Origin of the sequence: Salinibacter sp. (assembly GCF_042218895.1) — a bacterium.
Classification (GTDB): Bacteria; Bacteroidota; Rhodothermia; order Rhodothermales; family Salinibacteraceae; genus Salinibacter.
Genome location: NZ_JBDGQQ010000158.1, coordinates 1 through 24,302, shown reverse-complemented (window position 1 = coordinate 24,302; position 24,302 = coordinate 1). Strand labels below are relative to the sequence as shown.

The following is a 24,302-nucleotide window of genomic DNA, read 5'->3' as shown; positions in this document are numbered from 1 at the left end:
TGGCTACTACCGGGCCGACGTCTTCGAGCCGGGGGAGTGGGTGCCCACGTACCCCAATCCCGCCTTCGAAAAGTGCACGGACCGGGACGGCTACTGGGGAGCGAAGATCGTTATGAGCTTCAGCGACGAGGACCTAAAGGCTATCGTAGAGACGGCGCGAATCACCAATCCCGCCGCCGAGGCCCACCTGCTCGACGTGCTCAAGAAGCGCCGCGACAAGATCGGCCGGTACTGGTTCGACAAGGTCAATCCGCTCGATCGCTTTTCTGTGACGAAGGGCTCGTTCGCGCCCACGGCCGCCGGAGGATCGAGCCCCCCGAAGGACCGCGCCATGCTCCAGTTCGACGATCTATCTGTCGTCGGCAATCTCGAACCGGCGGAGGCCCGCGCCTACACGCATCGGATGTACCTCGACGGCGCTCCCCTCGGGCCTGCCCGCACCACTGCGGACAGCCAGCTTCCCCTGGCCGTGGACGGCACCGCCCTCGGCGCGGTGCTCGACGGCCGCGGCGTGACGGCGCCCGACGAGCGGGTCGTCCGGATCGACCTCCGCACGCGACAATCAGGGACCGTGAGCGATCCCGTCCGGGTGTACGTGCACGTCCCCTCGTCCGCGCCTCCACGGGTGGTGGGCCTGGAGCGCCTGTAGCGGCCCGGGCCGTGACCGGGACAGAACCCATCGGGGAATCCCTTTCCGCTTCGCCGCCGGTGGGAGCAGCCCCCCGCGGTTTTTTCTGGCGTTCCCAAACCAATCGTGGCGGGAGGGCGTTTGGATGAGGCACTAGTCACCCGCAGCCATTTCTGTGCACTATGGGGCGCCTTTTAGGCTCACTTTTTGGGCTTCGCCGCGGCGAGCGCACCATGGCCCTGCTCATGGCGACGTACCACGTGCTGCTGCTAGTGTCGCTGTATCTGCTGAAGCCGGTGCGGGACAGCCTCTTTCTCTCGAATCAGGGGCCCGCGGAGTTGCCGTTCGTGTTCATCCTCACCACGGCCGTCGTGGTCCCCGTGGCCGTCCTGCACACCCGGGCCGGGGACCGGTTTAGCCTGGCGACGCTCATCGACGGGGGATCGCTGTTCTTGGTCGCCAGCATCATTGGGCTCCGCGCGCTGCTGGGCGCGAGTGGCGCGTGGAGCGCGTACGTGCTCTACGCCTGGGTAAGCATCTACGGCCTCCTGGTGACCTCCCAGTTTTGGTTGATGGCCAACGCCCTGTTTACGTCGTCGCAGTCGAAGCGGGTGTTTACGGTGCTGAGCGTAGGGGCCATCGTTGGGGCCATCGTGGGGGGCGAAATCACGAGCCTGCTCGTCGATACCGCCGGCATGGCCAGCGAAAACCTGCTGTGGGTGGCCAGCGGCGTGCTGCTCGCGGCGACCGTTCTCGCCCGCTACGTCCGGGTCCTGCACCGCCGGACGACCGACGCGCCGCAGGCCCCCTCCGACGAGTCCGAGGAGGCGAGCGACGCATCGGCCCTCTCGATCATCCGCGAGTCGCGACACATCCAGCTCATCGTCGGGCTCATTGCGCTGATGGTGATCGTCACGACGCTCGTGGACTACCAGTTCAAGACCGTTGCGGCCCGCGCCTACCCGACGACGGAGGGACTGACGTCCTTCATGGGACAGTTCTACGGCGGGGTCAGTGTCGTGGCCCTTCTCGTGCAGTTTGGGGTGGCCCCGCGCCTGATGCGCGTGGTGGGCATCGGGGGCGCGCTGTCGGTCCTTCCGGGCATGCTCGCCCTGGGCAGCCTGGGGATGCTCGTGGTGCCGGGGCTCGCGGCGGGCATCTTTCTGCGCGGATCGGGCCAGAGCCTGAAGCACTCCCTCGACAAGACGGGCCGGGAGCTCCTGTTCGTGCCGGTGCCCCTCCCGAAGAAGAAGCGCGTGAAGGTGTTCATCGATGTCTTCGTGGACCAGGGGGCGCAGGGCCTGGGCGGCGTGCTCCTGCTCCTGCTCGCAACCGGTCTCGGCGTGGGCGTGCAGATGCTGAGCGTCGTCACGCTGGTCCTGATCGCGGGGTGGGGCGTGCTCGCGTACCGGGCCCGCTATTCGTACGTCGATCAGTTTCGGACGCAGCTGCGCGAGCAGGAGGAGACCTACGAGACCACCGACGAGACGGACGCGTCGGACGAGCCGGAGGTGACGGCCGACGAGCTGCTCGACTCTCTCTGCAGCCACGCCGAGACAGACGCCCTCCGGGCCCTGGAGCAGATCGAGACCGGGACCGGTCCTGTCCCGGTCGATGCCCTACTGTGTCTATTGGACCACCCCGCGCCCGCCGTCCGCGAGGAGACGATCCGGGTGCTTCGGGTGCGGCAGGTGGAGGGGGTGGGCGAGGAGGTCGCCGAGGCCCTCCGGGACTCCGATCCCGACGTGCAGCTTGAGGCGGGACGGTACCTTTACTGCCAGGCGACGGATCACCGCAGAGAGCGTCTTGAGCAGGGGCTCGACCACGACGATCCGCAGATCCAGGCGGCGATGGTGGGGCTGATCGCCAAGGAGGGATCCCCCGAGGAGTACCGCCTCGTGTCCGAGCCGCTCCTGCGCCGTCTCGTTGCGCTGGACGGCGAGCAGGGCCAGCAAACCCGCACGCAGGTGGCCCGCATTCTGGGCGTGCTCGACCGTCCCTACCGCAACGACCTCCTTCGTCGCCTCCTGCAGGACGACTCGGCGCAGGTCGTGCGCGCCGCCCTGAAGGCGGCGGGCCGAACGGGCGAGCGCTCGTTTGTGCCCCTGGTGGTGGAGCGGCTGGGGATGGATGCGTTCGAGACATCGGCCCGGCAGACCCTCGCCTCGTTCGATCCGCCCGTGCTTGGGACGCTGTACGACTACCTCGTCGACCCGGAGACCGACCTGCAGACGCGCCGGCGCATTCCCGCCGTGTTCGTGGACCACCCGGGCTCGTTCGCCATGACCACCCTCGTGCGCGGCCTCCGGAAGGTCCCCATTCCCGTGCGGCACGCCATCACGCGCGCCCTCAGCAAGCTGCACCAGTCCGTGGCCTTCGCCCCCAACCCGGAGGTTTTAGACACGGCGATTGAGCGGGAGGCGGAGCACTATGCCCTCCTCGGCCAAATTCTGCACCTGGGCCCGGATGCCTCCCTCTCGGCTGATCGTGCCCAACTGCGGTCGCTCCGCCAAGAGAGCCTCGAGCGCATTTTCCGCCTGCTGGGGATCCGGTACGATCAGCGCGACATCTACGACGCGTACCTGGGCATCGTAAGCTCCGACCCGCAGCTTCGAGACAGCGCCATCGAGTTTGTCGACAACCTCGTCGACTACCAGACGCGCCGGTACCTGCTCCCCCTTTTGGACGACCCCGAGCTCGAGCAAGCCGTTGAGATCGGCGCCGCCACGTTCGACGAGCGGATTCGCCGGACGGAGGAAGCCCGTCGCTACCTCCGTGAGGTTGACGACCCCCGGCTCACCGCCCTGATCGAGTCGACTGAGGCGGACGTCGAGACATTTGACGACTCACCGGATGAGCCGGACGCAGAGCATCCTGAGTCGGTTTCCCCGTCCCCATCGGTGCCTGAGTAGGGTCGCGGCCCCGGGAACGTCCTTTCCGGACCTCCGCATTTCGTCTCGGTGTGCGGGGCTTTTTCACCTCACCCCAGCGATCCCTACGTAACGGCGCGTCACTGAGGGGAACGAACGGGCCCTCTCGCCGACTGGGCCCCGCGGAAGGCAATGTTCTTGCGGAATCGCGGCACTATGCTTTGTTTTTGGAACAGCCTCAATACGGCCGCTGACTCGTCGGAGGCCGCCGAGCGGCAGGGGTTCGCTCTTCACCACCGATGCTCAGTGTGACGCACAATGCTCGAACGCATACGCAAGGAGTTCTTCGATATTCGGCCTGGGGAGTGGCCGAAGGCTCTCGGCCTGTCGGTGTACTTTTTCCTCGTGATTGCCATCTTCTGGGTGCTCAAGCCCATGAAGCGGGGTCTCCTCATCAGCTATTTCGACGAACACCCCCTCCACCTCGCGGGCTGGGTACTGTCGGGCGCGCAGGCCGAGCAGGTTGGGAAGGTGATCAACATGTTCGTCGCCTTCGCGGTGGTTGGGATTTTTACGTGGCTCGTCCGTCGTCTCGCGCGGCACTATCTCATCCTGGTGTTCTGCGCAGCGTTCGGGGCGCTTTTCGTCTTCTTCGGCACGGTCATCAATCAGATTGAGGTGTTCGGGCAGGGGGGCGTCTGGGCCTTTTACGTCACGGGCGACATCTGGACGACCGTCATGGTCGCCACGTTCTGGGCATTCGCCAACGACCTGAACACCGGGGAGGAGGCGGAGCGATTATACGGCATTGTGGGGCTGGGCGGGGTCGTGGGGGGCTTCGTCGGCTCGTCGGTCGTCGCCGGACTCGTGCAGCAGGCAGGGCGCTCGACCCTGGTGTTCGCGTGCCTCGTGCCCACCGCCATCATCGGCGCGCTGGCGGTCTGGATCCACAACCGCGAGAGCGAGCCCGCGTCCGAGGAAGAGCCCTGCTGCCCGGAAGAGGAGGAGGTGACCGAGGAGGACGAGAATGCGTTCCTCGAAGGCGCGAAGCTCGTCTTCCAGTCCAAGTACCTGCTCGGCATCGCCGCGGTGCTGGGGCTCTACGAGATGGTCTCCAACATCGTCCAGTTTCAGCTGTCGGCCGTGGTCGAGCAGCAGATCACGACCGACATCGAGCGCGATACGTTCTTCGGTGTCGTCGGGCAGGCCACGAGCCTCGTGTCGATCGGCGTGCAGCTGTTCCTGACCTCCTTCGTGATGAAGCGCTACAGCGTAAAGGTGGCCTTGCTCTTCTTGCCGGTGGCGATTCTGGGCGGCACGATTGGGTTCGTCGCCCTGCCCTCGCTGCTGTTCGTCGGGTTCATGTCTGTGAGCGACAACGCCCTGAATTACTCCATCAACCAGTCGGCGAAGGAGTCGCTCTACACGCCGACGAGCCAAGACGTCAAGTACAAGGCGAAGTCGTTCATCGACATGTTCATCCAGCGGGCCGGGAAGGTGCTCGCGGTGGGGCTCAATCTGGGCCTCACGCTGCTCGTCGTCACGGACGTGCGGTGGCTGTCGATCGCCGTGGGCGTCCTGCTGGTGGCCTGGGTTGCGGTGATTCGCTTCCTGGGCCGGGAGTACGAAGCGCGCAAGGAGTCGACCGAAGAGGCCGTGGCCGGGTGAGGTTGCGTGTGGGCGGTTGGGCGTAGAGGCCTGGAAGGGTGGGAGCGTGTGGCGGATTGTGCAGCCTGTCGTCCGCCGCCCGTGGTCCGCCGTCTGCCGTTCAGGAAGTCAAGGGGCCGAGAAGCATTTCGTCCATTCCAGCAACGTGACGAGTCGGTCTGCGTCCACCTTGTAGCGCTTCCCCGTCCAGGTCACACAGACCTCATCGCCTCCATTGTCGCGCACGTCCATGAGCACGAACTGTCCGTCGGTGCGGCCGAAGACGGGGAAGGGGTTGGGGTGAGGTCCGTGCGTGTAAGGGCCGCCTTTCACGGAGCCGACCTGGTCGAACGCGGCCGCGTGGACGACTGGAAATCCACCGCCCTCGTCCTGCCCGTAGTGGTTGTGCGTGCCGTCGTCGAGGGCGACCATGTGGGCGTCGCCCGACAGGACGACGAGCTGGTCCGCGACCCCGATGGAGTCGATGTAGGTGGCCAACTCGCGCCGCTCCGCGGCGAACCCGGCCCACCGATCTTCTGCGCTGGCATCATCACCGATCCAGGGCACGCTGCTCACCCAGGCGACGACAGGATATCGATCCTTGGCGCGCGCAAGCTGCTCCTTGAACCACGCTTTCTGCTCGGTCCCCATCATGGTTTTGAGGGAGTCGGGGGTCTCATTCGGGGTCCGGGCCGAGCGCAGGTCTGTCAGGAGGAACCGAACCCGCCCGATCGTGAATGCCTGATAGATGGGCTGCGTCGTGTCATCCCGGGCGAGATCGTAGTGCGGAACGTACTCGCGGTAGACCTGCTGGGCCACCCTCTGCCCGGGAGCCTGGCGGGAGCTGTTGTTGGGGCCGTAGTCGTGGTCGTCCCAGACGTAGGCCAGGGCCGTTGAGCGGAACAGGGCCGACTGGCGAGGAGAGGCATGGACCGTGCGGTACGCTGTGCGGAAGGGCCCCGGCGTGGTCTCGTCGATGTCCTCGTAGTGCATGTCTCCCATGTGAAGGAACAGGTCCGGCTGAGCCTTCCGGATGGCCCCGAAGACTGGATGGTTAGACCCAGTACGGGCACACGCGCCGAGGGCGACCCGGAAAGAGAAGGGCCTGTCGGCAAACGTCTGGAATTGACCGCTCCGGGTGGTATCAATCCGTCCATTTATCGACAGCGCATAGTGATACGTCGTCCGGGGCGCCAGATCGGTCAGCCGAAAGTGACGGACGTTCCGATTCGTGGCCGCTCGCGCGCCCTCAATGAGCGTGGGGTCGGTCCAGGTGCCCGACTGGTCGACGGCCAAGCGCACGCGGGCCTGCGGGTCTTCGGGACGGGCCACGACCCGGGCCGAGGAGTCGGTTACGCCTCCTGCCCAGAGCACCGTCGTGGAATCGGGCGGTACCGGCGCCGTACTCCACGGGCCGACGTAGTGGCAGGCGGACAAAGCCGCGCCGAAAATGAGAATGACAGGAAGGATGGCGCCCCACGGTCGGCGCAGGAATGTAGGAGACACAGAGTGTGGCGTACGTTTAGAGCACAGAATAGCGTTGTCTGAGGCTTGGACCCCCAGGCCTCTGCAGAAGTTACATCTCCTTCCCACCGACGCGTGCAGAGGGGATCGATGACGCTGTCTCAGCGTTCCCCAGCATTCTTGCATCAGTCGGGCTGAGGAGCCGGGCGTAGGGTTCGTCCCTAGCCCGTGGTCTCTCAGGAGGGAGCAGACGCCGGTGACTTCTCTCGGCTCCTACCCGGAAAGGCTAGGGGAACGGGCTCGCGTACAACCGGGCGGGTCTATGTGAGACCGGGCGGGTGCTCGTTACGGCGCGAGTCAGAAGCAGGATCGGCCGCTGCGGGACCACGTCTCCCTCTAATCCCACTTCTGGACGGTCCCTGTGACGACCGCCGGGACGGGGAGCGTAGCGTCGTGATTTTGGGACCGAGGTCCTGTCCGGAGCATACCGTCGCTGCGCCCCCGCACGAAATCCCACCGCCGCGCCCTCCGGAAGCAGGGGGCCTGAACCGTGGAGGTGCTACCCGAAGCTCCCCCTCGTTCCACACCCTCAGGTGCTGCTTCTGAGGCCCGGAGCGCCACTGAACGCCCTGGCCTTGCCGCCTCGTGTCCTGCGGTCGTCGCGCGCCACCCGGCGCCGACACTGGAATCGCGGCCACATCAGGGAGACGAGACTCGTCCACAACGGTGTGCGCACGGCTACACGCCCATCCACAGGGCGGCGACCAGGGCTGCGAGGAGGGCTGCCCAGAGCACCAGTGCAATGCGAATGGACGTGCGGGCCTGCTCGACCTCCCGCCAGTGTCGAGGGCGCACACCCTGCACCAGGAAGGTGCATACGGCGGCCACGTTGACGGCGGCCACATTGGTGACGGTAAGAAGCCCTGCAGCCCGGGCTTCAACCATATGCCCGTCGCCCAGAAGCAGCCCGGCTCCCACCACCGGGGGGAGCAGGGCTACGGCCACCATCACACCTACGAGGCTCGTTGCTCCGTCCCGCGTCACCGACAGCGCCCCGGCGGCGCCCGCCGCGCCCGCCAGTGCAACGTCTGCGAGGCCAATGATCGTCCGGGCCGCAACCTCGCCCGTCGTTGGATCTACGGGGACCGCGACGCCAAGGCCCAGCGCCAGCCCGAACGCTCCTGCAACGCCCGTCACGGTTGCCCATGCCGACCGGGCCAGCAGGGCTGTGTCTCCGAGTGTGGTCCCCAGGGCCAGCGCGATGTTGGGGCCGATGAGCGGGGCAATCACCATTGCCCCGATCACGACGGCCGTCTGGTCGCGGAGCATCCCACCCGCCGCCACGACGACGGACAGCAGCACCAGCGCGTAGTAGGACCCTGATACGTCTGAGGCAGTGCGGGCGTACTCGTAGAGTTCCGCTCGCCCGAGCCGATTCCCCGACGAGGATTCTTCCGCCCCTGCGTCCGAAGGCGGGGCATCGTCCTCGTCGGTTTCGGGACGGGGGAGCGTCGCCTCCACGGCCTGTAGGGTGACCCGGTACTCGGCCTGAGTGGCCTGGTCCACCCAGTCAAGAAGGGCCTCTGTCTCGTCGGCATCCACCAGCACCCGATCCACCTGCCCGTCTCCGTCGAGCGAATACGTCCAGTGTCCAAGTGGACTGTACGTATCGTCGGGGAGGGCGAGAGGGTCGTCGTCATCGGGCCGGTAAATGTCAACCAGGCGGAGGGCCATGGGACGCTAGGAAGGGGGAGGTGAGGAAGAGAGGGACTCGTGTTTGAGGTTCTGGAGACGTCGTCACGCAAGTCGGAGGCGCCCGCTGCTTCGGGAGAAAGGGTCCTCCGATCCAGTCCAGTCCTTGTTCCAGAGACACTGAGGCGCACCGGCAGTGACTACGCTCACCACGCCCAGGCCCGGGAGCAACCCCGGACCGCGGGCAGCGGACGATGCAGACCGCACAGCCTGCCCCTGGTACCTCCTTCTTGCGGATGCGGGTTGGCGACACGACCCAATCCGAGTGTCCCTCCTTCTGCGGTGGCGCTGTGGCAGAGAGCCAAGCCCCCGGTGAACACTGGCGACGGTCTGTTGATCCCCGGCGATACGACGCTGGACAAGCCCTACGCTAACGAGATTGCGCACGTCACCTGACGCTGGAGCGGGAAGCACGACGGTGTGGTGAAGGGCATCAACTTGCTGACGCTCCTGCGGTGCCGTTCCTCCGAGGAAGATCCGGTTGGAGATCCCGGCGCAAGCGAGGAGAAAAACGTCCAGTACTGGACGACCAACCTGGAGATGACCGAAGAAAAGCAGAAAGGGCTTGCCCGCCGGGTCTGAGGCGTGGAGGCTTCCCCCCGACGACTCAAGCAGTGCTGCGGAGCCGAGCGATCTCAATGCCGGAGCGCTCAGGCGCAGCACAACCACATCTGGATGTCGATTCGCGCCCTCCTCCGCTTGGAGCTACACTGACTGAAGATAGCGATCAGCTTCTGCCAGTCGAAGACCGCGATTGTTTGGAAGGCCATCCGGGCGTGTCTGGCCGATCCAACCCACGTCCTCCCCTCAAGTGCGTGAGTCCTAACAACTCAATTTCGGAAGTACGTGGGCCTAACGCCTCGGCAGTTCCGACGGAGGTCCTCCCCGTAATCCTTCTACGCCCCCGGAAGGTCCGCGGTAAACCCCTACAGGTCCCGACCCGGCCCGCTGGCACTCCTCTCTGAAGGAGAGGCGATGTCAGCCTCCCCAATCCGTCACGTCTGGTCTGATGCCGATTTTTCGTTACCAAGAAGGCCTCTAACCGGCGGTTTCAGCAAGATCACGGTCACACCTCTCAGTCGTCACACGAGCCTTTGGAAACTCAATCTGCTCGCGTTTAGCCGTCATGAACGTTCGAGGATTTGGGGGTGATGCCTGTAGCCTGCGGAAAGCCAGGGCAGGGTGCGGTGGCCGACGTACCGACATCTCAATGACCGACGCTCACCGCTATTCATCGAGGGCCCGATCGAGATTATAAGCCGCGCTGATCAGGGCCAGGTGCGTAAACGCCTGTGGGAAGTTGCCCAGTGCCTCCCCGTGCGTGCCGGTCTCCTCCGCGTAGAGGCCCAGGTGATTCGAGTAGCCGAGCATCTGCTCAAAAATGAGCCGCGCATCCTCCAGCCGCTCCGGCTCCACCGCGCTGGCCCGCGTGAGCGCCTCCACGAGCCAGAACGTACAGATATTGAACGTCCCCTCCTCCCCCTCTAGTCCATCGTGTGTCTCACCAAGGTTGTAGCGGTAGACGAGTCCGTTGGAGACGAGTCCTCCATTGTCGGGCGACTTCAGCGTTGCGTCGAGCGTCTTCAGCAGGCGCTCGTCGCCCGGCGAGATAAACCGCACGAGCGGCATCATGAGGATCGACGCGTCGAGGGTATCGCCCCCGAATTGCTGCGTAAAGGCCTGTCGGTCGGGACTCCAGCCGTTGTCCATGATCGACTCGTAAATCCGATCGCGGCAGCGCCGCCAGCGCTCCTCGTCGGCCGGGAGGGAGCGTTTGCGCGCGAGCCGGAGCCCGCGGTCGACGGCAACCCAGCACATCAGCTTCGAGTAGACGAACTGCTGCCGGCCGCCGCGCACCTCCCAGACGCCCTCGTCGGCCCGGTCCCAGTTTTCGCAGACCCACTCGACGAAGGTCCGCATCGAGCGCCACGTCTCGTAGGAGACCGGCACGCCGTATTTGTCGTGCAGGTAGACCGCGTCGATCAACTCCCCGTAGATGTCGAGCTGGAGCTGATCGTAGGCCCCGTTGCCGACGCGGACCGGGGTCGAGCCGCGATAGCCCTCCAGGTGACTGAGCGTCTCCTCGGTCAGGTCCGTCTCCCCACCGATGCCGTACATGATCTGGAGCGGCCCTTCTCCCGAAGCGGTCTGCTCGACGAGGCCCGAGAGGAAGTTGATGAAGTCACGGGCTTCCTCGGTGAAGCCAATGCGCAGGAAGGCATAGAGCGTAAACGCCGCGTCGCGGATCCAGGTGTAGCGGTAGTCCCAGTTGCGAATGCCCCCGATGTCTTCCGGCAGGCTACAGGTAGGGGCCGCCACGATGGCCCCCGTGGGCTCGTATGTCAGGAGCTTGAGCGCCAGGGCCGACCGATACACCTCCTCACGCCAGCGGCCCGTGTAGGTACACTGACTGAGCCAGTCGCGCCAGTACTGCACCGTGTCGCGGAAGGCCCGCTCGGCCTGCTCGGGACTCAGGGTCGGTGCACAGCCTTCCCCCGGATCGATGCCACGGAGGGCGAGCGTTGTGCTTTCTCCCTCTTCAAGGGTTACATCCGCAACGACGCCGTCGCCGTCGCGCTCCAGTTCGACCTCCGTCGCCAGGCTCAACGCCTGCTCCTCGCTGCGAAAGCAAACGCCCCGCCCGGTGGGATCGGTGCTGTGATCCGCCTGAGCGTAGTCGAAGGCCGGATGACACTGAATTCGGAACGTCACGGTGCCCCGCACCGCCCGCACCATACGAATGATCTGCCGCCGGTCCGTCTCGGCAACCTGCCCCGCCACTGGCATGAAGTCGCGCACCTCGCCCACACCGTCGTCCGAGAGGAAGCGGGTCACCAGCACGTTCGTTTCGGGCCAGTAGAACTGCTTCGAGGTGACCTCCCGTCCCTGGAGGGCGACCTGGAAGAAGCCGCCCTTCTCAGCGTCGAGGATGCGGGCAAAGACGCTCGGCCCGTCGAACCGGGGCATGCAGAACCAATCGATGGAGCCGTCGGTGCCGACGAGAGCGACGGTGTGCATGTCACCGATGAGACCGTATTCTTCGATCGGTCGGTACGCGGCATCGGTCTGTTGCGTCGGGGGGACGGTGGGGGCAGTGTCCATGGGGCGGTGCGCGGTTTGCGTCGAGTGTTGTTGGGGACTGGTCGATCGTGGGAGTTGGAAGAGAAAAGAGGGGGAACGGGATAGGGAGTGAAGAACGGCGGTCCTCCTACAGCCCGGATCTCATGCTACGGCCCGAATGTTCCGATTGGCTATCCTCATGCCCTCGACGAGATGGACTCCGGGAACAGCGCGTGGGCCCGTCGTGCGGGTTGGGCCGGGTCTGGAGGGCGGCCCCGTAGGCCTTGTGCCCCGACCTCTCACGGGTAATCTCGAGATAAGCACCAGCCGCGTTGGTCTGCTGTCCGGGATCTTCCTCCAAGTTGTAGGGCATCGCCCAGACCGAAGAACGCGGGAGTGACGATGTGACGCTTCAGTCCCGAAGAGGGAGGACGTGGGAGGAGCCCTTCGGATCGTCGGTATTCTGCGGGCGAAATCTCCCCTTTAGATCGCGGATGCTCCCGGGCAAGCGCAATCACAGAGATAGTTTTAGGAATCAGGTCGAGGAGGGGTCGGGTGTGCTTGTCGCGCACGTCCGGCAGGATTCGAGACGGGACGACAGGTGCGGGTCCCGTGGAGACGTTTTGATGACGCTGGGCGTACGGCGCCGGACGGACCGTGAGGTTTCGGCCCCCTGATACGTAACCACAGGCGTCTGTACACGCCTCAGCCGGAGAGAGCGAATCGTAAAATGGAAGAGACGTTCGTCGGATCGTGACCTTTCCATGGGCTGTGGTCGCTCCTCCTAACAGCTCCCCACGACTCTTCGATTTGGGGCGACCCTTCGCAACTCGCTGCAGGATTGAGGAGAAGAGGCCCTAAACAGAAAATGCCCCTCAGATCGCCGTCTGCCGGCGCTGAGGGGCATCCAGGACGGTGCGAAAGGGGGGACTCGAACCCCCACGGGGCATAGGCCCCACGAGATCCTAAGTCTCGCGCGTCTACCAATTCCGCCACTTTCGCAGGGAACTTTCTTTCACGTGGAGCAGAAGGCTCCACTCATACCGTCCGGGGAAGGTTCCGTGGATCCCTCGCCCGCGCCGCCTGTACAGGGGTCTCAATGGCGTGCCCCCGATTATCACCTATTCCCGACGGACCCGCTGATCTATGACGCTCCGGAGCACCTCTCTCACAGCTCTTGGCTTCGCAATACTGCTACTCTTCGGGGGAGGTGTCGGGCACGCCCTGTGGGCCCAAGACCGGGGAGCGCCCCGGTTTGGACCGGCGGCCCTCGGGGACACCACGGACGCCGAGGCGGTAGCGGCCGGACGGCTCTGGAGCGTGGCTACGCCCCCATTCGATCGATTCGACCGGCGCTACGAGGTGAAGGCCGACAGTGCGTGGGCGACGCACGTCCGGCGAGGGCTCCTTCGACTCCCCCACTGCACGGCCGCGCTCGTGTCGGCACAGGGGCTGGCCCTCACCACGGCTCGCTGTGTCCGACGGCATCTACAGGCCGATCAGCAAAGCGCCTTCGTGGCGGAGGAGCAAGGGGCAGAGCGGCCCGTCCCTGAGGCGCACGCCGACCGGCTCGTGGCCGCCGAGGACGTGACGACAGAGGTGCAGGCCGCGCAGCAAGACCGTCCTGTTCAGCAGGCCGTCCGACAGGTCCAGAAGCGGCGTCAATCGGAGGCGAAGGAAGACCGCCGGGTAGAAGTCGTGTCGGCGGCGGGGGGCGCACGATACACTGCCTACACCTATCGTCGGTACGAAGACGTCCGGCTGGTTTTTCTGCCGAACCGGGCGATCAGCACGTTTGGGGGCGTTGAGGCCGCCTTCACGTATCCCCGGTACGCCCTCAACGCGGCGCTCGTGCGGGTGTATGACCGAGACGGAACGGCATTCACCCCCACGCACTTCTTTGAGACGGCGACGCAGGGACGCCGTCCCGGGGATGCGGTCTTTGCGGCCGGCTACGCGAGGGGCACCCACCGGGATGAGACCGCCGATCAGCTGGCCTTTCGGCGGGACGTAACGTTGCCGATCCGTCGGTCCCTGCTCGACACCTGGACCCAGACCGTCCAGTCCTCTCTCGACGACGGAAGCGTGTCCCCGTCTCGATGGAGGAGGGATCTCCGCCGGGGGCAGCGGGCCCTGAAGGCGACCCGTGCACGCCTTGAGGCCCTCCAAACCGACTCTCTTATGGCCCAGCTCCAGGAGCGCGACGCGCGGGTCCAGCGGTTGCTCCGGAGAGACCCGTCGACGGGGCCTGCGTTTGAGGGCGTGTTGGACAGCCTGGCTACCATTCAATCCGCCAAGCGGGAACTTGCGTCGGCGTACCGCGCCTTCGAGCCGCTTGAATCGGGCCCCTACGTCTCCTCCACCCTGCGCCGGGCGGTGCTCGCCCACCGAGCACGTCAGGCAGACGGGGCTCTCCGAGACAGCCTGGCGCGACGCATGGCCGACGTCCCTCCCCAGCCCGCCTCCATCGACACTGAGCTGCTAGCGTTTCACCTTGAGGCCCTGCGCGCCCACCTGCAGCCCGACTCAGCCGCGGTCCGCCGGCTCCTGCGAGGGGCCTCGCCGGAAGAACGGGCAGCCTCCGTGGTCGAAGCGTCAACGCTGGCCACGGATTCCCTTCCGGGCCCTCGGTCGGGCAAGGCCACGCTTCCCCCGGAAGACGACCCTGCGTTGACCCTCGTCGACGCGTTTGCGGCCCCGTACCGCTCGTTCCGAGAGAGCGTCCAGTCCCTCACCCACGCCGAGAATCGCTTGACGCGTCGATGGGCTCGTGCTCGTTACGACGCTCGGCGCCGTCCCGTCCTGCCCGCAGTGAGCGGGGCCCCCCGGTTGACGGATGGACGATTGCAGGGGTACCCCTATAACGGCACCCTGGCCCCGCCCTTCACGACGCTCTTTGGTCTTCTTGGCCAGGCCCGGGCATTTAGCGGCGAGGCCTGGACGCTTCCCGAGGCCTGGCGCGCGTCCTCCGACGTCCTAGACCGATCGACGCCGCTCAACATGACAGCGACCGTCGACCCCGCGGCGGCGACCCCCGGAGCCCCGCTCCTCAACCGATACTTAGAGATCGTGGGGGTGGCCATGGGACCGAACGTTCAGGGCGTCGCAGGCACGTACCTCTACCTGCCGGAACGGATGCGAACCGTCGCGGTCGATCTTCGGGGTATCCGTCAAGCCCTCGCGACGGTACATGGGGCCGAGTCGCTGGTCAGCGAACTGTTCGGGACAGCTGCCGACCCCGGCGGCACGAGCCGATAGCGTGCCGCAACTCCTCGTTGGACCCTAAATAGTTTTTGCTTCAACCGTGCACATGCGCATAGGATGGGTCCCTCTCGGGGCTCTGATATTATGGGGACTTCTCATTGTGGGGTGCGGGGGGGGAGATGAGATTACGTCCGTACCCGTCGTGGAACGGCCTTCCGGCGATACGTCGGGGACAGTAGACACCGCCCAGGCGGAGAAGGCCGCCAGCGTCGTCCCCATTCCGGCGCCCTACGACACCGTCCGCCCGCAGCGCTTTGATCGCGGACGGATGTGGACGTTTCGGAATTTCCCCACGGAGTACTTCCAGAACACGTACGGGTTTGCGCCCGACCAGGAGTGGCGAACGAAGGCCAAGCGCGGCGCCCTTAAGTTCGGAGATAAGTGCTCGGCCTCGTTCGTGTCGGCGGACGGTCTCGTGATGACCAATCACCACTGTGCCCGGGAGTACGTATCGGCCGTCAGCCGCTCCGGAGAGTCGCTTCTGGAGGACGGATTTTACGCCTCCTCCCCCGACGCTGAGCGAGAGGCCGAGGACCTCCACGTAGATCAGCTCGTCAAAGTGGAGGATGTCACGGCGAAGGTGTACGACGGCCTTCGGCAGGGGCGCCAGGCGGGAGCGCAGGCCCGCCAGCAGCGCGTTGAGTCCCTGGAAAAGAAGCTGACCGCCGCCGCGGCCCAGCGGGACAGCGCCCTGAAAGTCCGCATTCAACCCGCGTACCAGGGCGCGAAGTACTCGGCCTACACGTACCGCCGGTACCAGGACGTGCGCCTCGTGATGGCGCCCGAGCTTCGACTTGGGTACTTTGGGGGCGCCGCGGACAACTTCTCATACCCGCGCTACGTCCTGGACGTGGCCTTCTTCAGGGTATACACGGCTGAGGGGGAGCCCCTCCAGCCGACGCATCACTTTTCGTGGGACACCGATGGGGCACAGGCCGGAGAGGCAGTCTTCGCGGTGGGGCATCCGGCCTCCACGAGCCGCCTCCGGATGGTCTCGCAGTTGAAATACGAGCGAGACCACCAGTTGCCAAACCGACTGGAGGTGTTGCGGAAACGGCGTGGGCTGATCGCGGACTACATCAACAGCCATCCCGACTCGGCGGCCCACTACGACCTGCGAAATCCCTTCTTCACTATCAAAAACACGATCGAGTCCCTCAGGGGACAGCTCCGCGGCCTCCATGATCCGTACCTTCGGGCACGTCGGGGAATGGCCGTGCGGACGCTTCGAGACTCCATTCTGGCGGTCGACTCCCTCCAGCAGAAATACGGTCAGATCATTGGGGAAATTCAGCAGCTCCAGCAGTCCAAGACCGTGATTGCGGACAAGAGAGGGGCGTTCGTCACGTTCGCCAATCTGAATCTCGGCTCTCGGATCCTGGTTCGTGCCCTCCACGGCTACTACCACGACTTCCTCCGAAAACGGGGAGCTCCTCCCAGCCGACTTCGGAGCATTCGCCAGGACGCGAAGCGCATCAACAACTGGCCTCCGGGTCTCGAAAAGGCCTTTCTCGTTGCACAGTTTGAGGAGATCCGCGAGACCTACGGGGCGGGCCACCCCACAATGCAGCGCCTGTTCAAGTCGCGCTCGCCGACGCAGTTGGCCGATCGACTGGTACAGAAGAGTGCGCTCATGGACTCGACATCCTTCATGACGCTTTTCAACGACGGCTACCTTGCGAGCGACGATCCCTCGGTCCCGGTGATTGAGGCGCTCGCTCCAATGTTTCTGAACATCAACCGCCAGATGAGGGACATCCAAAATACGGAGCAGACCCTGAGCGCCCGGCTGTCCCGTGCACGGTTCTCAATCTACGGGTCCGCCTTCCCGCCCAACGCCAACGGCTCGCTCCGGATCTCCGACGGCCGGGTCCGTTCGTATCCATACAACGGCACCCTGGCCCCGCCCTTCACCAACTTCTACGGCCTGTACGACCAGTACTTCTCGCACGGGGGAAGTGCCTGGTCACTCCCGGCCCAGTGGGTGAACGCCACCGATTCGCTAGAGCTGAACACGCCTCTCAATCTCGTGTCCACCAATGACATCTCGGGAGGGAGCTCCGGGTCGCCCCTGCTGAACAAGGACCTGGAGGTCGTAGGAGTGGTGTTCGACAGCAACACGGAGGGCCTGCCCAACGAGTACCTGTATCGGACACGGGCGGCCCGGGCCATCTCGGTCGACGCGCGCGGCATCCTGGAAGCCCTCCGGGTCGTGTACGACGCTGACCGCCTCGTGCAGGAGATCCGGACCGGAGAACGCCCGCTGGCAGAGACCGCCGGGGCGAAAGAGTAGACCGGGGACGGAGAAACAGCCCCACTGTGGATGCTCAGGACTCGCCGTTCGCCCCACGGAGGGCGGCGATGATGCACGGGGCCACGTCCGTCAGGGTAGTCGCGTCGGCGAAGTAGGGGGCTGCCCACCCATGCACGAAGAGGGGAACCGGGTTGCGCGTGTGCTGGGTGTGCGAGCCGTCCTCAAGATTGCCGTGGTCGCTGGTAACGAGGAGGGTGTCGGTCGCGGGGTCGAGACGGTCGAGGAGCTCGTCGAAGAACCGCCCTAGACTGTCGAGGAGGCGGGCGGCGTCCAGATCTGTGCGGTCGTGACCCACCTTGTCCGTCAAAAAATACTCGAAGAGCGTAAGCCGGTGGTCCCGGTGCGTCGCCGCAAGATCCCGCGCGGCCTCCGCCTCCGTACGGAGGGGCACGTCAAGCTGGAGGGCATCGCGCCAGGCCTCGGCGGTCAGGTCTGCCGGCACGGCGCGGGCCTCCTGCAGCGTGCTGAGATCCCGCAGGGGAACCTCCGCGCCCGCACAGCACCGGGTAGTTACGGTCCATCGCCGGCGGGGAGCCTCGAAGAACTGAGGAGGGAAGGCATTGGCGAAGGCGGCCGGCTGGGGCGCGGCGACGAGGGACTGAACGTGATGAAAGAGGTTTGCGTGGTCGAGCACGTCGTAGGTTGCAGAGTGGGGAAAGGGGCCGAAGTGCCGGCCGACGAGTTCGGCACAGTTCCGGCCCGTGAAGAGGGTGGCCTGGCCCGTTCCACTCTGTGGAAGCCCGTCGACCCCGAGGGTGGCATCGAGACGTCGGATGAGATGCCGGGACGCGGTTGTTTCGGGAAGTGTCCGAGTCCATTGGGGACCGCCACTCAGCCGCCGGAGGGCGGGAGTGTCGTGGCTGGACAGGGGATTTTCCGGGCCTGGAGGGCCTAGTCCCACTCCGTCGAGGAATACGAACAGGATCCGGCGCATGGGGGCAAACGCACGAAGAGACAACTGCTACGGGCTCCGTACGGAGCACGGGGCGCAACGTTTTCGGGAATCCTGCGAGACGGAGGAGGTGCACCACAGCCGGAATTGCGCTGACGGTGGCACGCGAGCGGTGTGGATGGCCCGTGAAAATCCACGGTTCACTGTATCGCATGGGGACGAGAACGACCAAAGGAGGCCGTTCTTGGTACCATCCAATCCGGCATTCGTCCACACGGACCCCCGCAGAACGACCCCATCTGTTCTTCTTGCACCAGTTCCCATCTCACGCGATGCCCGAGTTCTTCGACGACCGGCGTCCCCACGACGGACTCAGCTACGAAGAGTACCGAGACCACTGGAGAGCCCAGAAGGAGGAGGATCTGAGCGATCCGGACCCGTCGGAGCGCCGGATGCAGCACTACCTGAACTACAACTGGGACCGACAGGCGAGCGTCCACGCGTCGTACGAGCCGTCCGACGCCCTCCAGGCCGCCGTGGCGTCGATCTCTGAGCCCCAGCTGTGGATGGTCCTCACCGAGCCGTGGTGCGGGGACTCGGCCTTCCTACTCCCGATCATCGCGGAGGCGGCGTCGCGGGGCGAGAACGTGACGCTCCGGATCCTCCTCCGGGACGACAACCTCGACATCATGGATCAGTACCTGACCGACGGGAGCCGGAGCATCCCGAAGCTCGTCGCCTTTACCGAGGAGGGCGACGAACTCTTCACGTGGGGCCCCCGTCCGCAGGGAGCCGCCCGGAGGTACGAGGCCCTCGATGAGGAGTACGATGAGAAGACGGAGGTGATTGCCGAGCTTCTGGAGTACTACCAGGATGGAGGCTGGCAGGAGGGCGACGAAGAGCTGGCGGCGGCCATCCAGACCGCAGTCCCGGCCTCCTCGTCGGCAGCGTAGCGACGGCACGGGGCCACCCAGCCGCCGGGCCCCGTTCCTGACGGGCACGTGTATCGGCGCGGGAATTTTCGCGCGGAGGGCAAACGAGCCGGGGAACGTGAAAGCTTCCTACGGCCCTGCCCGCCTTCCTCGAGGGCCGGACGCAGAAAACGTTCCGTTCGGCCCCACCGAAGGAGTGGCTCACGCCTCCGGCGGAAGTGGATCTTGCTCGTACACTTCGAACACCGTCCGGTCGTCGGGCAGCAGGGCGACAGCGACAACCTGCCGCTCAGGGTCGTACGCCCGAACGAGCTCGTGGAGCTTGGCGAAAGACCCCTGCTGGGCCGCCGACTCGTCGTTGAAGGTGAGGTACTTCAGGGGCATCCGCTCCGACTCGTCGGCCGAGGGCTGCACGGTGAAGACGATGGCTCCGCGGCCCCGTTGGTTGTATTCCCGCCAGGCGTGACGAGCGGCCGTGGTCCAGTGGGTGTCAACCAACTGGTTCAGCAGTGTACCCGGATTGGGGGCAGACATGCAGCCGGGGGAAAGGTTGAGGATTGGACGACCACACGAGCACGATTTCAATGCGGGAACCCCTTTCACGTTCAGGCGCCGCTGTGTCCCAGCGAGGCGCCGAGACGGCTGGGGAGGGGGGCTCCCTCGTCCTAAACCATAGGCAGCAGAATCCAGCCGAGGGCGCCCGGCATGAGGAGAGCGGCCCCCAGCCCGATCCCACCCAGCGTCCCGACCGTCGGGGCGGTTGGGGCACTCCAGACCACGACAATCAGGAAGAGGTACGCAGCCACGCCCTCGAGGACTGGCCACGTAGTCGAAAACGAGGGGCGCTTCGGAGGCATCGTGGGCGCGGAAACTGCGGCGCACAACTCGAACGGGTCGGGATGTGCTCGCCCCGTGGAGGACGGCTACGAGCCCTCGTACACGTCGTCGATAAAGTCTTTGAACCAGGAGGGACGGACGACGAGAATGTAGGCCGCGAATGCCGGGACGATGGGAACCATGAAGACCGTGAGGTCGAGTGCGATGATCCCGACGGCCATGAGCCAGATCTGGGACTCGGAGAAGCGGGACACCGTGAGCGGGCTGGCTGTTCGGGAGAGCGGAGCGGTTGGGAGCGTCAGGGAGCAGGAGCGGGAGGGTGATGTCAGCGCATGCGCAGGCAGCCGCACAGTTCCACCGGGTCGCGGTAGTGCGCGGGGCTCGCCCGTCTACTGGGGGCTCCCGGTCTGCGATTCGGGCGCAGGGACCTACGCGCTGCTGCCCACCGCCGCCCCCCGGTACGCCCGACCAATGAGTCGCCACTTGTCGGTCTGATAGCGATAGTAGATGACCGCGGCGGGAACGGCAGTCTCCAGCAGAAGCGCGCCGTACAGGCCCCAGAGGCCCACCGGGGTAACGGCCCCTAGGTAGGCCGCCGGAAGGGCAAACACGAAGAGGCCGAGCATCTGTCCGTAGAAGGGCCACGTCGTGTCGCCCGTCGCCCGGAGCGGCCCCATGGCCCCATTCATGACGCCCCAGAACACCACGCTCACGCAGGCGGCTCGAATGAGTGCGACGGTGGTCGGGCGAACGGCCTCATCGCCCACAAACAAGAGGCTCAGGGGATCGGCGAGCGCGAACACCACGGTCCCCATCAGGGCGTAGACGGCCAGGGTAAAGCGGAAGGTATCCTGCGCGTATTCGGCGGCCTCCGGCTCCTGCCCGGCCCCGAGCGACTGACCGACGAGGCTGCTGGAGGCGAGGCCGAAGCCCCACCCCGGCGTGTTCATGAGGGCCCGCACCCGCAAGGCAATGACGAACGCCGCCACGACGCCCGGCCCGAACAGCCCGACGATGGCCAGCAGCGGGAACTGTCCCCCATTCTGCGCCACCTTGCGCAGGGCAAGGGGCGTCGCGATCCGGAGCAGGTGCCGGGCGTCGGACCCATCCCAGTACGGGGCCGACCAGTCGATCTGTACAGGCAAGGCGCCCACCACCGGCAGACTACCGGTCGTCAACCCCCACCCGAGGAGAAGCACCCCCACCACACTGCCGATGACCGTTCCCAGCGCCGCGCCCACAACGCCCAGATCGAGGGCAAAGATGAGGACGGCGTTCAGGCCAATGTTCACCGCCGCACCGCCGGCCCGGACGATCATCGGGGTCCAGGCGTCGTCGGCGCCAATGAGGGTGCGGCTTCCGATCAGGTTGAGGGCCGCAAACGGCATGGCTAGGCTGGCAACTGGGAGGTAGCGTGTGCCGTATCCGATGGCCTCCTCGCCCGTCCCGATGAGCCGGATGAGCGGCTCGGGCATGGTCCAGAAGAGCGCGACCAGGGGGAGGGTGACGAGCAGAGCGCCTCCGATGCTCACCTTCACGGCCTTGTCGATGTCGTCGTGGCGGCCAGCCCCGTAGCGCTGCGACACGAGACTGATGGTGCCCCCGGCAATTCCCCCGCCGAGCATGAACGTCATGGTCCAGAAGGGGACGCCGTAGCCCACGCCCGCGATGGCGGCCGGCCCCAGGGCGATCCCCACCATGGCCACGTCCGCCGTCGCCTTCGACATCCGCGCAAGGCCCGTGACGATGCGGGGCCATGCCAGGTCGGAGATACGGCGCGCCTGCGAACCGCCAATGAGGTTGAAGCGCGCAAGCGAGCGACCGATGCTCTCGATGACGGCGCGGACCGGATTGAGCAAAGAGGTGGGGTGTGGCTGTGAGCGAAAAACAATTGACAATGAGAGATGGGCATTCACTCAACTAACAGTTATAGAGACGCCCAGGAAGAGGGGGTTGTTTGGCCCATCGGCCCCATGGAACGCCACCGCGCGGAATAACGCATTTATGAAATTCCCCTCATGGCCCCTTCACCTGTATGCTGAATTGCTGGAGAACGAGCCCTCGGAGTAGGGAGACGCCTCCGAGGGCAGGGCTGATGGAGGAGAACCCTTGCCCCAACGAAAAACGGTAGGGGCGAGAACAAGGCGAAAAAAAGAGGCCGCCGACGTGCTGGTAAGGACAGCCACGCACGATGGTGTTCGCCAGCGGCCTGCAAGAAATCGCTCCGATCCGGAAAGGTACCCCCTGCGCCGTCCCTGCTGGACGCGACGAATTGCCGTGAACAAAAATATTGGGATCGTAAAATATGTGGGTTGCATTTTCCCAACCGAATTATCAGAACTACAATCTTAGCTATTCGCACATTCTGGGCTATTCGCCGACAGACGCCATGTAAGACAGACGCCATGCAAGAATGCGCCCACATGCCAACCGCATTTAAAATATGGACTACCGACTCTTCAGTCGATGGGAGCCGGATCGCTTTGCGGGCCAGGAGCTACGCCATCATTCCGCAGATCCGTGTGCGCCTCACCGGCCGGACCGGAAATGTGTGCACTCCTGCCATCCGAAAGAGTAGATCCGTTCATCCTGGAGCATCGTCTCGTGTACCACAGAGACTCACGCGTACGACCTTCCCCCACGTTACAGTTTGCATATGTACTTTCATGGCATCCCTACGATGCACAGTTCCCCGAGTCTGATTCCTGTGAAGTGGGTCTGTGTGCACGAACTCCTCATCATCTCATAGGACGTACTCCGCTGGTCATGGACACATTGTATAAATACTGCATTGGAACGCTGGTCTTGTTCAGTTTAACGATTCATCCGTTACAGGCGCAGCCCGACGACGTAGGTAACCGTTGTGACGTAGGTGAATCCGTCACCAAGATCGAGACTGAAAATGTAGATGGCTCCTCATTCACAAAGGACGGAATCACGATCGACAACTTTCAAACGAAAGACGGCGGCGAGATCATTGGGGGAGACTGGAGCAGAGCGAGCGGCACGATAGACCGAGTCCAGGTAAAAATCGGCGGGGGAGCGGATGTCACGGCCGACGCTAACTACAATCCATCCGCCGGGAATGGGGAGTTTTCCAATAGTGCGAGCGGCGGATCTTTCAACGACCCAGACCCAGACCTCACGGCCGTCTCGAATATCAGGTTTTGTGAGGTCGATCCAGAATGCGATACGCCTACATTGGCGTTAAGCGGGGAGGACCAGGTTACTGCCGGCAGGGATGGGGTATCCAACACCATTCAGGACAGCGACGGCATCGACGAGTTTACCTTCACGACGCTCGACGGCTTTGAGGTCGACAAGGTCGGCCCCAGCTCCGGTCCCACCCTCAGCGGCTTCACCCGCAGCGGAAACACCTGGGAGTGGACCGGTTCAGGCAGTCGGCCCACGTCGGTCGACTTCACGCTCGACGCCACCAAGAGCACGGCGACCTACTTCGTGAAGATCTTCGACAACTGTGACGCGGGACGAAAGATGAACGAAGTCGATCCGCGCTTCGAGTTGCTGTCCGGCGCCGCTCAGCCGACCCTGGCGGGAAGCGCCCCGAATCCGTTCAGTGGGCAGACGACCGTCAAGTTCGCGCTGCCGGAGCAGACCCGCGTGACGGTGTCGGTCTACGACATGATGGGCCGGAAGGTTGCCACGCTCGTGGATGGGTCCCGGCGGGCCGGCACCCACAGGGTCTCCTGGAGCGGCCAGTCCGACGACGGGCAGGCCCTGGCCAGCGGCGTGTATCTGCTACGCATGCGGGCCGATGGCCAGTCGAAGACCCGGCGGGTGACGATCGTCCGCTAGTAGCCCAAGGCCGGTTTTTTCTAACCGCCCGGCGCGTCCCGCGTCCTCGCCGACGGGGGCGCGGGGCCGTCCGGGCCTCCACACCTCAGTGAACTCAATCCCTTCGATTCCATGAGTTACGATTCTAGAAGCAACGCCACCGACCGTTCATCGTCAACCGCTGAGCCGGCCTCCCTGTCGAGCGACGGGAAGCAGGAGGAGCGGAAGCCGTTTGTCAAGCCGGAGCTGCGCCGGGAGACGGGCCTGGTCGACGGCACTGCGGGCACGTTCAGCAACATGAGTTAGCACTGGCTGATGGCGTCGGGTCGGGTCTGGGAGGAGGCAGGGGGGCTTTCGCCCGGATTTCTCCTGGTCCAGTGGTTCTGCCGGTCCGGTCCAGCGTTTGGCCGGTTCAGGCCGTCCTGGTGCCGCGCAGGAGGGCTCCTGCTGCAACAGCGGGAGCCCTCTGCTGTTGGGGGCTGCCCTTTGCAGACCGCTGCTATTTCCGCATTCTTCTGTACATGCTTCTGTACATGCTCGTTTTCAGCATTCTGTTGCCCACGTTCGCTGGGCGTCTCAGGCACGCCACAATGTTTTGAGTAAGACGTGCCCACGGCCCAAATCCGCACGCTGACCGCCGCGAAACAAACGAATAGCCAACCGGGCGCGCCTCGTCTGTCTCATGCTTCAGGCGCCGGCGCGTCCGCCAGCAATGGAGCCAGTAGCGCATGTGTGGCGTGCGGGTCCTCCAGCACGTCGCGGCCCGCGTGGAGCCGGTAGGTACGGGCTTGATCGACGAGTTGGCGGAGCACGGTGAGGTGACGGTCGGCGGCGTCGGAGCCGGGGG

General features: G+C 65.1%; 15 protein-coding genes, 1 tRNA gene and 1 pseudogene. 8 read left to right on the top strand and 9 right to left on the bottom strand.

Annotated features, from left to right (window positions below; translation table 11 throughout):
• The 3 genes and pseudogenes from ABEL04_RS13125 to ABEL04_RS13115 form a co-directional block, all read left to right on the top strand.
• A pseudogene (locus ABEL04_RS13125) lies at positions 1–649 on the top strand (hypothetical protein); the annotation flags it as partial.
• A 161-nt stretch (positions 650–810) separates the two neighbouring features.
• Positions 811–3,540, top strand: a complete 2,730-nt coding sequence (locus tag ABEL04_RS13120) for an Npt1/Npt2 family nucleotide transporter (protein WP_375802845.1) — start codon at positions 811–813, stop codon at positions 3,538–3,540.
• Between the two features lie 276 nt (positions 3,541–3,816).
• Positions 3,817–5,166, top strand: coding sequence for an NTP/NDP exchange transporter (locus tag ABEL04_RS13115; protein WP_375802844.1), 1,350 nt, complete (start codon positions 3,817–3,819; stop codon positions 5,164–5,166).
• Between the two features lie 108 nt (positions 5,167–5,274).
• Here ABEL04_RS13115 and ABEL04_RS13110 read toward each other — a convergent pair whose 3' ends face one another.
• The 4 genes from ABEL04_RS13110 to ABEL04_RS13095 all read right to left on the bottom strand — a co-directional run bounded on the left by ABEL04_RS13110 (position 5,275) and on the right by ABEL04_RS13095 (position 12,423).
• Entirely contained in the window at positions 5,275–6,651 is a 1,377-nt protein-coding gene (locus tag ABEL04_RS13110) for an alkaline phosphatase D family protein (protein WP_375802843.1), read from the bottom strand.
• A 696-nt stretch (positions 6,652–7,347) separates the two neighbouring features.
• Positions 7,348–8,343 (bottom strand): TIGR00341 family protein, encoded by a 996-nt coding sequence (locus ABEL04_RS13105; protein ID WP_375802842.1) that lies wholly within the window; start codon positions 8,341–8,343, stop codon positions 7,348–7,350.
• A gap of 1,245 nt (positions 8,344–9,588) precedes the next feature.
• Complete coding sequence (locus ABEL04_RS13100; RefSeq protein ID WP_375802841.1) at positions 9,589–11,463, bottom strand: glycoside hydrolase family 15 protein; 1,875 nt, start codon at positions 11,461–11,463, stop codon at positions 9,589–9,591.
• An 874-nt stretch (positions 11,464–12,337) separates the two neighbouring features.
• A tRNA-Leu gene (locus tag ABEL04_RS13095) sits at positions 12,338–12,423 on the bottom strand.
• Between the two features lie 144 nt (positions 12,424–12,567).
• Between ABEL04_RS13095 and ABEL04_RS13090 the strand changes: the two genes are divergently transcribed.
• Together ABEL04_RS13090 and ABEL04_RS13085 are read left to right on the top strand one after the other, a co-directional pair.
• Positions 12,568–14,679 carry a S46 family peptidase gene (locus tag ABEL04_RS13090; RefSeq protein ID WP_375802840.1) on the top strand — a complete coding sequence of 704 codons (2,112 nt, stop codon included), beginning with the start codon at positions 12,568–12,570 and terminating at the stop codon, positions 14,677–14,679.
• Positions 14,680–14,827: 148 nt separating this feature from the next.
• Positions 14,828–16,978, top strand: coding sequence for a S46 family peptidase (locus ABEL04_RS13085; RefSeq protein WP_375802839.1), 2,151 nt, complete (start codon positions 14,828–14,830; stop codon positions 16,976–16,978).
• Positions 16,979–17,012: 34 nt separating this feature from the next.
• Here ABEL04_RS13085 and ABEL04_RS13080 read toward each other — a convergent pair whose 3' ends face one another.
• Positions 17,013–17,933 (bottom strand): peptidase, encoded by a 921-nt coding sequence (locus tag ABEL04_RS13080; protein ID WP_375802838.1) that lies wholly within the window; start codon positions 17,931–17,933, stop codon positions 17,013–17,015.
• 290 nt (positions 17,934–18,223) lie between these two features.
• Here ABEL04_RS13080 and ABEL04_RS13075 point away from each other — a divergent pair, with 290 nt between their 5' ends.
• A complete protein-coding gene (locus ABEL04_RS13075) occupies positions 18,224–18,844 on the top strand; it encodes a thioredoxin family protein (RefSeq protein ID WP_375802837.1) in 621 nt (206 codons plus the stop codon).
• 180 nt (positions 18,845–19,024) lie between these two features.
• Here the strand turns inward: ABEL04_RS13075 and ABEL04_RS13070 are convergent, their stop codons facing one another.
• From ABEL04_RS13070 to ABEL04_RS13055, 4 genes are all read right to left on the bottom strand, one after another.
• On the bottom strand, positions 19,025–19,357 hold the full coding sequence (locus ABEL04_RS13070; protein WP_375802836.1) for a hypothetical protein: 333 nt from the start codon (positions 19,355–19,357) through the stop codon (positions 19,025–19,027).
• A gap of 131 nt (positions 19,358–19,488) precedes the next feature.
• On the bottom strand, positions 19,489–19,680 hold the full coding sequence (locus ABEL04_RS13065) for a hypothetical protein (protein ID WP_375802835.1): 192 nt from the start codon (positions 19,678–19,680) through the stop codon (positions 19,489–19,491).
• Between the two features lie 66 nt (positions 19,681–19,746).
• The gene (locus tag ABEL04_RS13060; protein ID WP_375802834.1) at positions 19,747–19,914 is read right to left on the bottom strand and encodes a hypothetical protein; all 168 of its coding nucleotides are present in this window, start codon (positions 19,912–19,914) and stop codon (positions 19,747–19,749) included.
• Between the two features lie 174 nt (positions 19,915–20,088).
• Positions 20,089–21,519, bottom strand: coding sequence for an MATE family efflux transporter (locus tag ABEL04_RS13055; RefSeq protein ID WP_375802833.1), 1,431 nt, complete (start codon positions 21,517–21,519; stop codon positions 20,089–20,091).
• 907 nt (positions 21,520–22,426) lie between these two features.
• On the opposite strand from ABEL04_RS13055, the gene ABEL04_RS13050 reads away from it, so the two are divergent.
• Both ABEL04_RS13050 and ABEL04_RS13045 read left to right on the top strand, forming a co-directional pair.
• Complete coding sequence (locus ABEL04_RS13050) at positions 22,427–23,476, top strand: T9SS type A sorting domain-containing protein (RefSeq protein WP_375802832.1); 1,050 nt, start codon at positions 22,427–22,429, stop codon at positions 23,474–23,476.
• Positions 23,477–23,587: 111 nt separating this feature from the next.
• Positions 23,588–23,761 (top strand): hypothetical protein, encoded by a 174-nt coding sequence (locus ABEL04_RS13045; RefSeq protein ID WP_375802831.1) that lies wholly within the window; start codon positions 23,588–23,590, stop codon positions 23,759–23,761.
• Positions 23,762–24,302 lie beyond the last annotated feature (541 nt).

What these genes read in the sequence shown, in the direction of transcription:
- ABEL04_RS13120 (WP_375802845.1), top strand. Translation starts at nt 811, where the DNA reads ATGGGGCGCCTTTTAGGCTCACTTTTTGGGCTTCGCCGCGGCGAGCGC.
- ABEL04_RS13115 (WP_375802844.1), top strand. Translation starts at nt 3,817, where the DNA reads ATGCTCGAACGCATACGCAAGGAGTTCTTCGATATTCGGCCTGGGGAG.
- ABEL04_RS13105 (WP_375802842.1), bottom strand. Translation starts at nt 8,343, where the DNA reads ATGGCCCTCCGCCTGGTTGACATTTACCGGCCCGATGACGACGACCCT.
- ABEL04_RS13100 (WP_375802841.1), bottom strand. Translation starts at nt 11,463, where the DNA reads ATGGACACTGCCCCCACCGTCCCCCCGACGCAACAGACCGATGCCGCG.
- ABEL04_RS13090 (WP_375802840.1), top strand. Translation starts at nt 12,568, where the DNA reads ATGACGCTCCGGAGCACCTCTCTCACAGCTCTTGGCTTCGCAATACTG.
- ABEL04_RS13080 (WP_375802838.1), bottom strand. Translation starts at nt 17,933, where the DNA reads ATGCGCCGGATCCTGTTCGTATTCCTCGACGGAGTGGGACTAGGCCCT.
- ABEL04_RS13075 (WP_375802837.1), top strand. Translation starts at nt 18,224, where the DNA reads ATGCCCGAGTTCTTCGACGACCGGCGTCCCCACGACGGACTCAGCTAC.
- ABEL04_RS13070 (WP_375802836.1), bottom strand. Translation starts at nt 19,357, where the DNA reads ATGTCTGCCCCCAATCCGGGTACACTGCTGAACCAGTTGGTTGACACC.
- ABEL04_RS13065 (WP_375802835.1), bottom strand. Translation starts at nt 19,680, where the DNA reads ATGCCTCCGAAGCGCCCCTCGTTTTCGACTACGTGGCCAGTCCTCGAG.
- ABEL04_RS13050 (WP_375802832.1), top strand. Translation starts at nt 22,427, where the DNA reads ATGGACACATTGTATAAATACTGCATTGGAACGCTGGTCTTGTTCAGT.
- ABEL04_RS13045 (WP_375802831.1), top strand. Translation starts at nt 23,588, where the DNA reads ATGAGTTACGATTCTAGAAGCAACGCCACCGACCGTTCATCGTCAACC.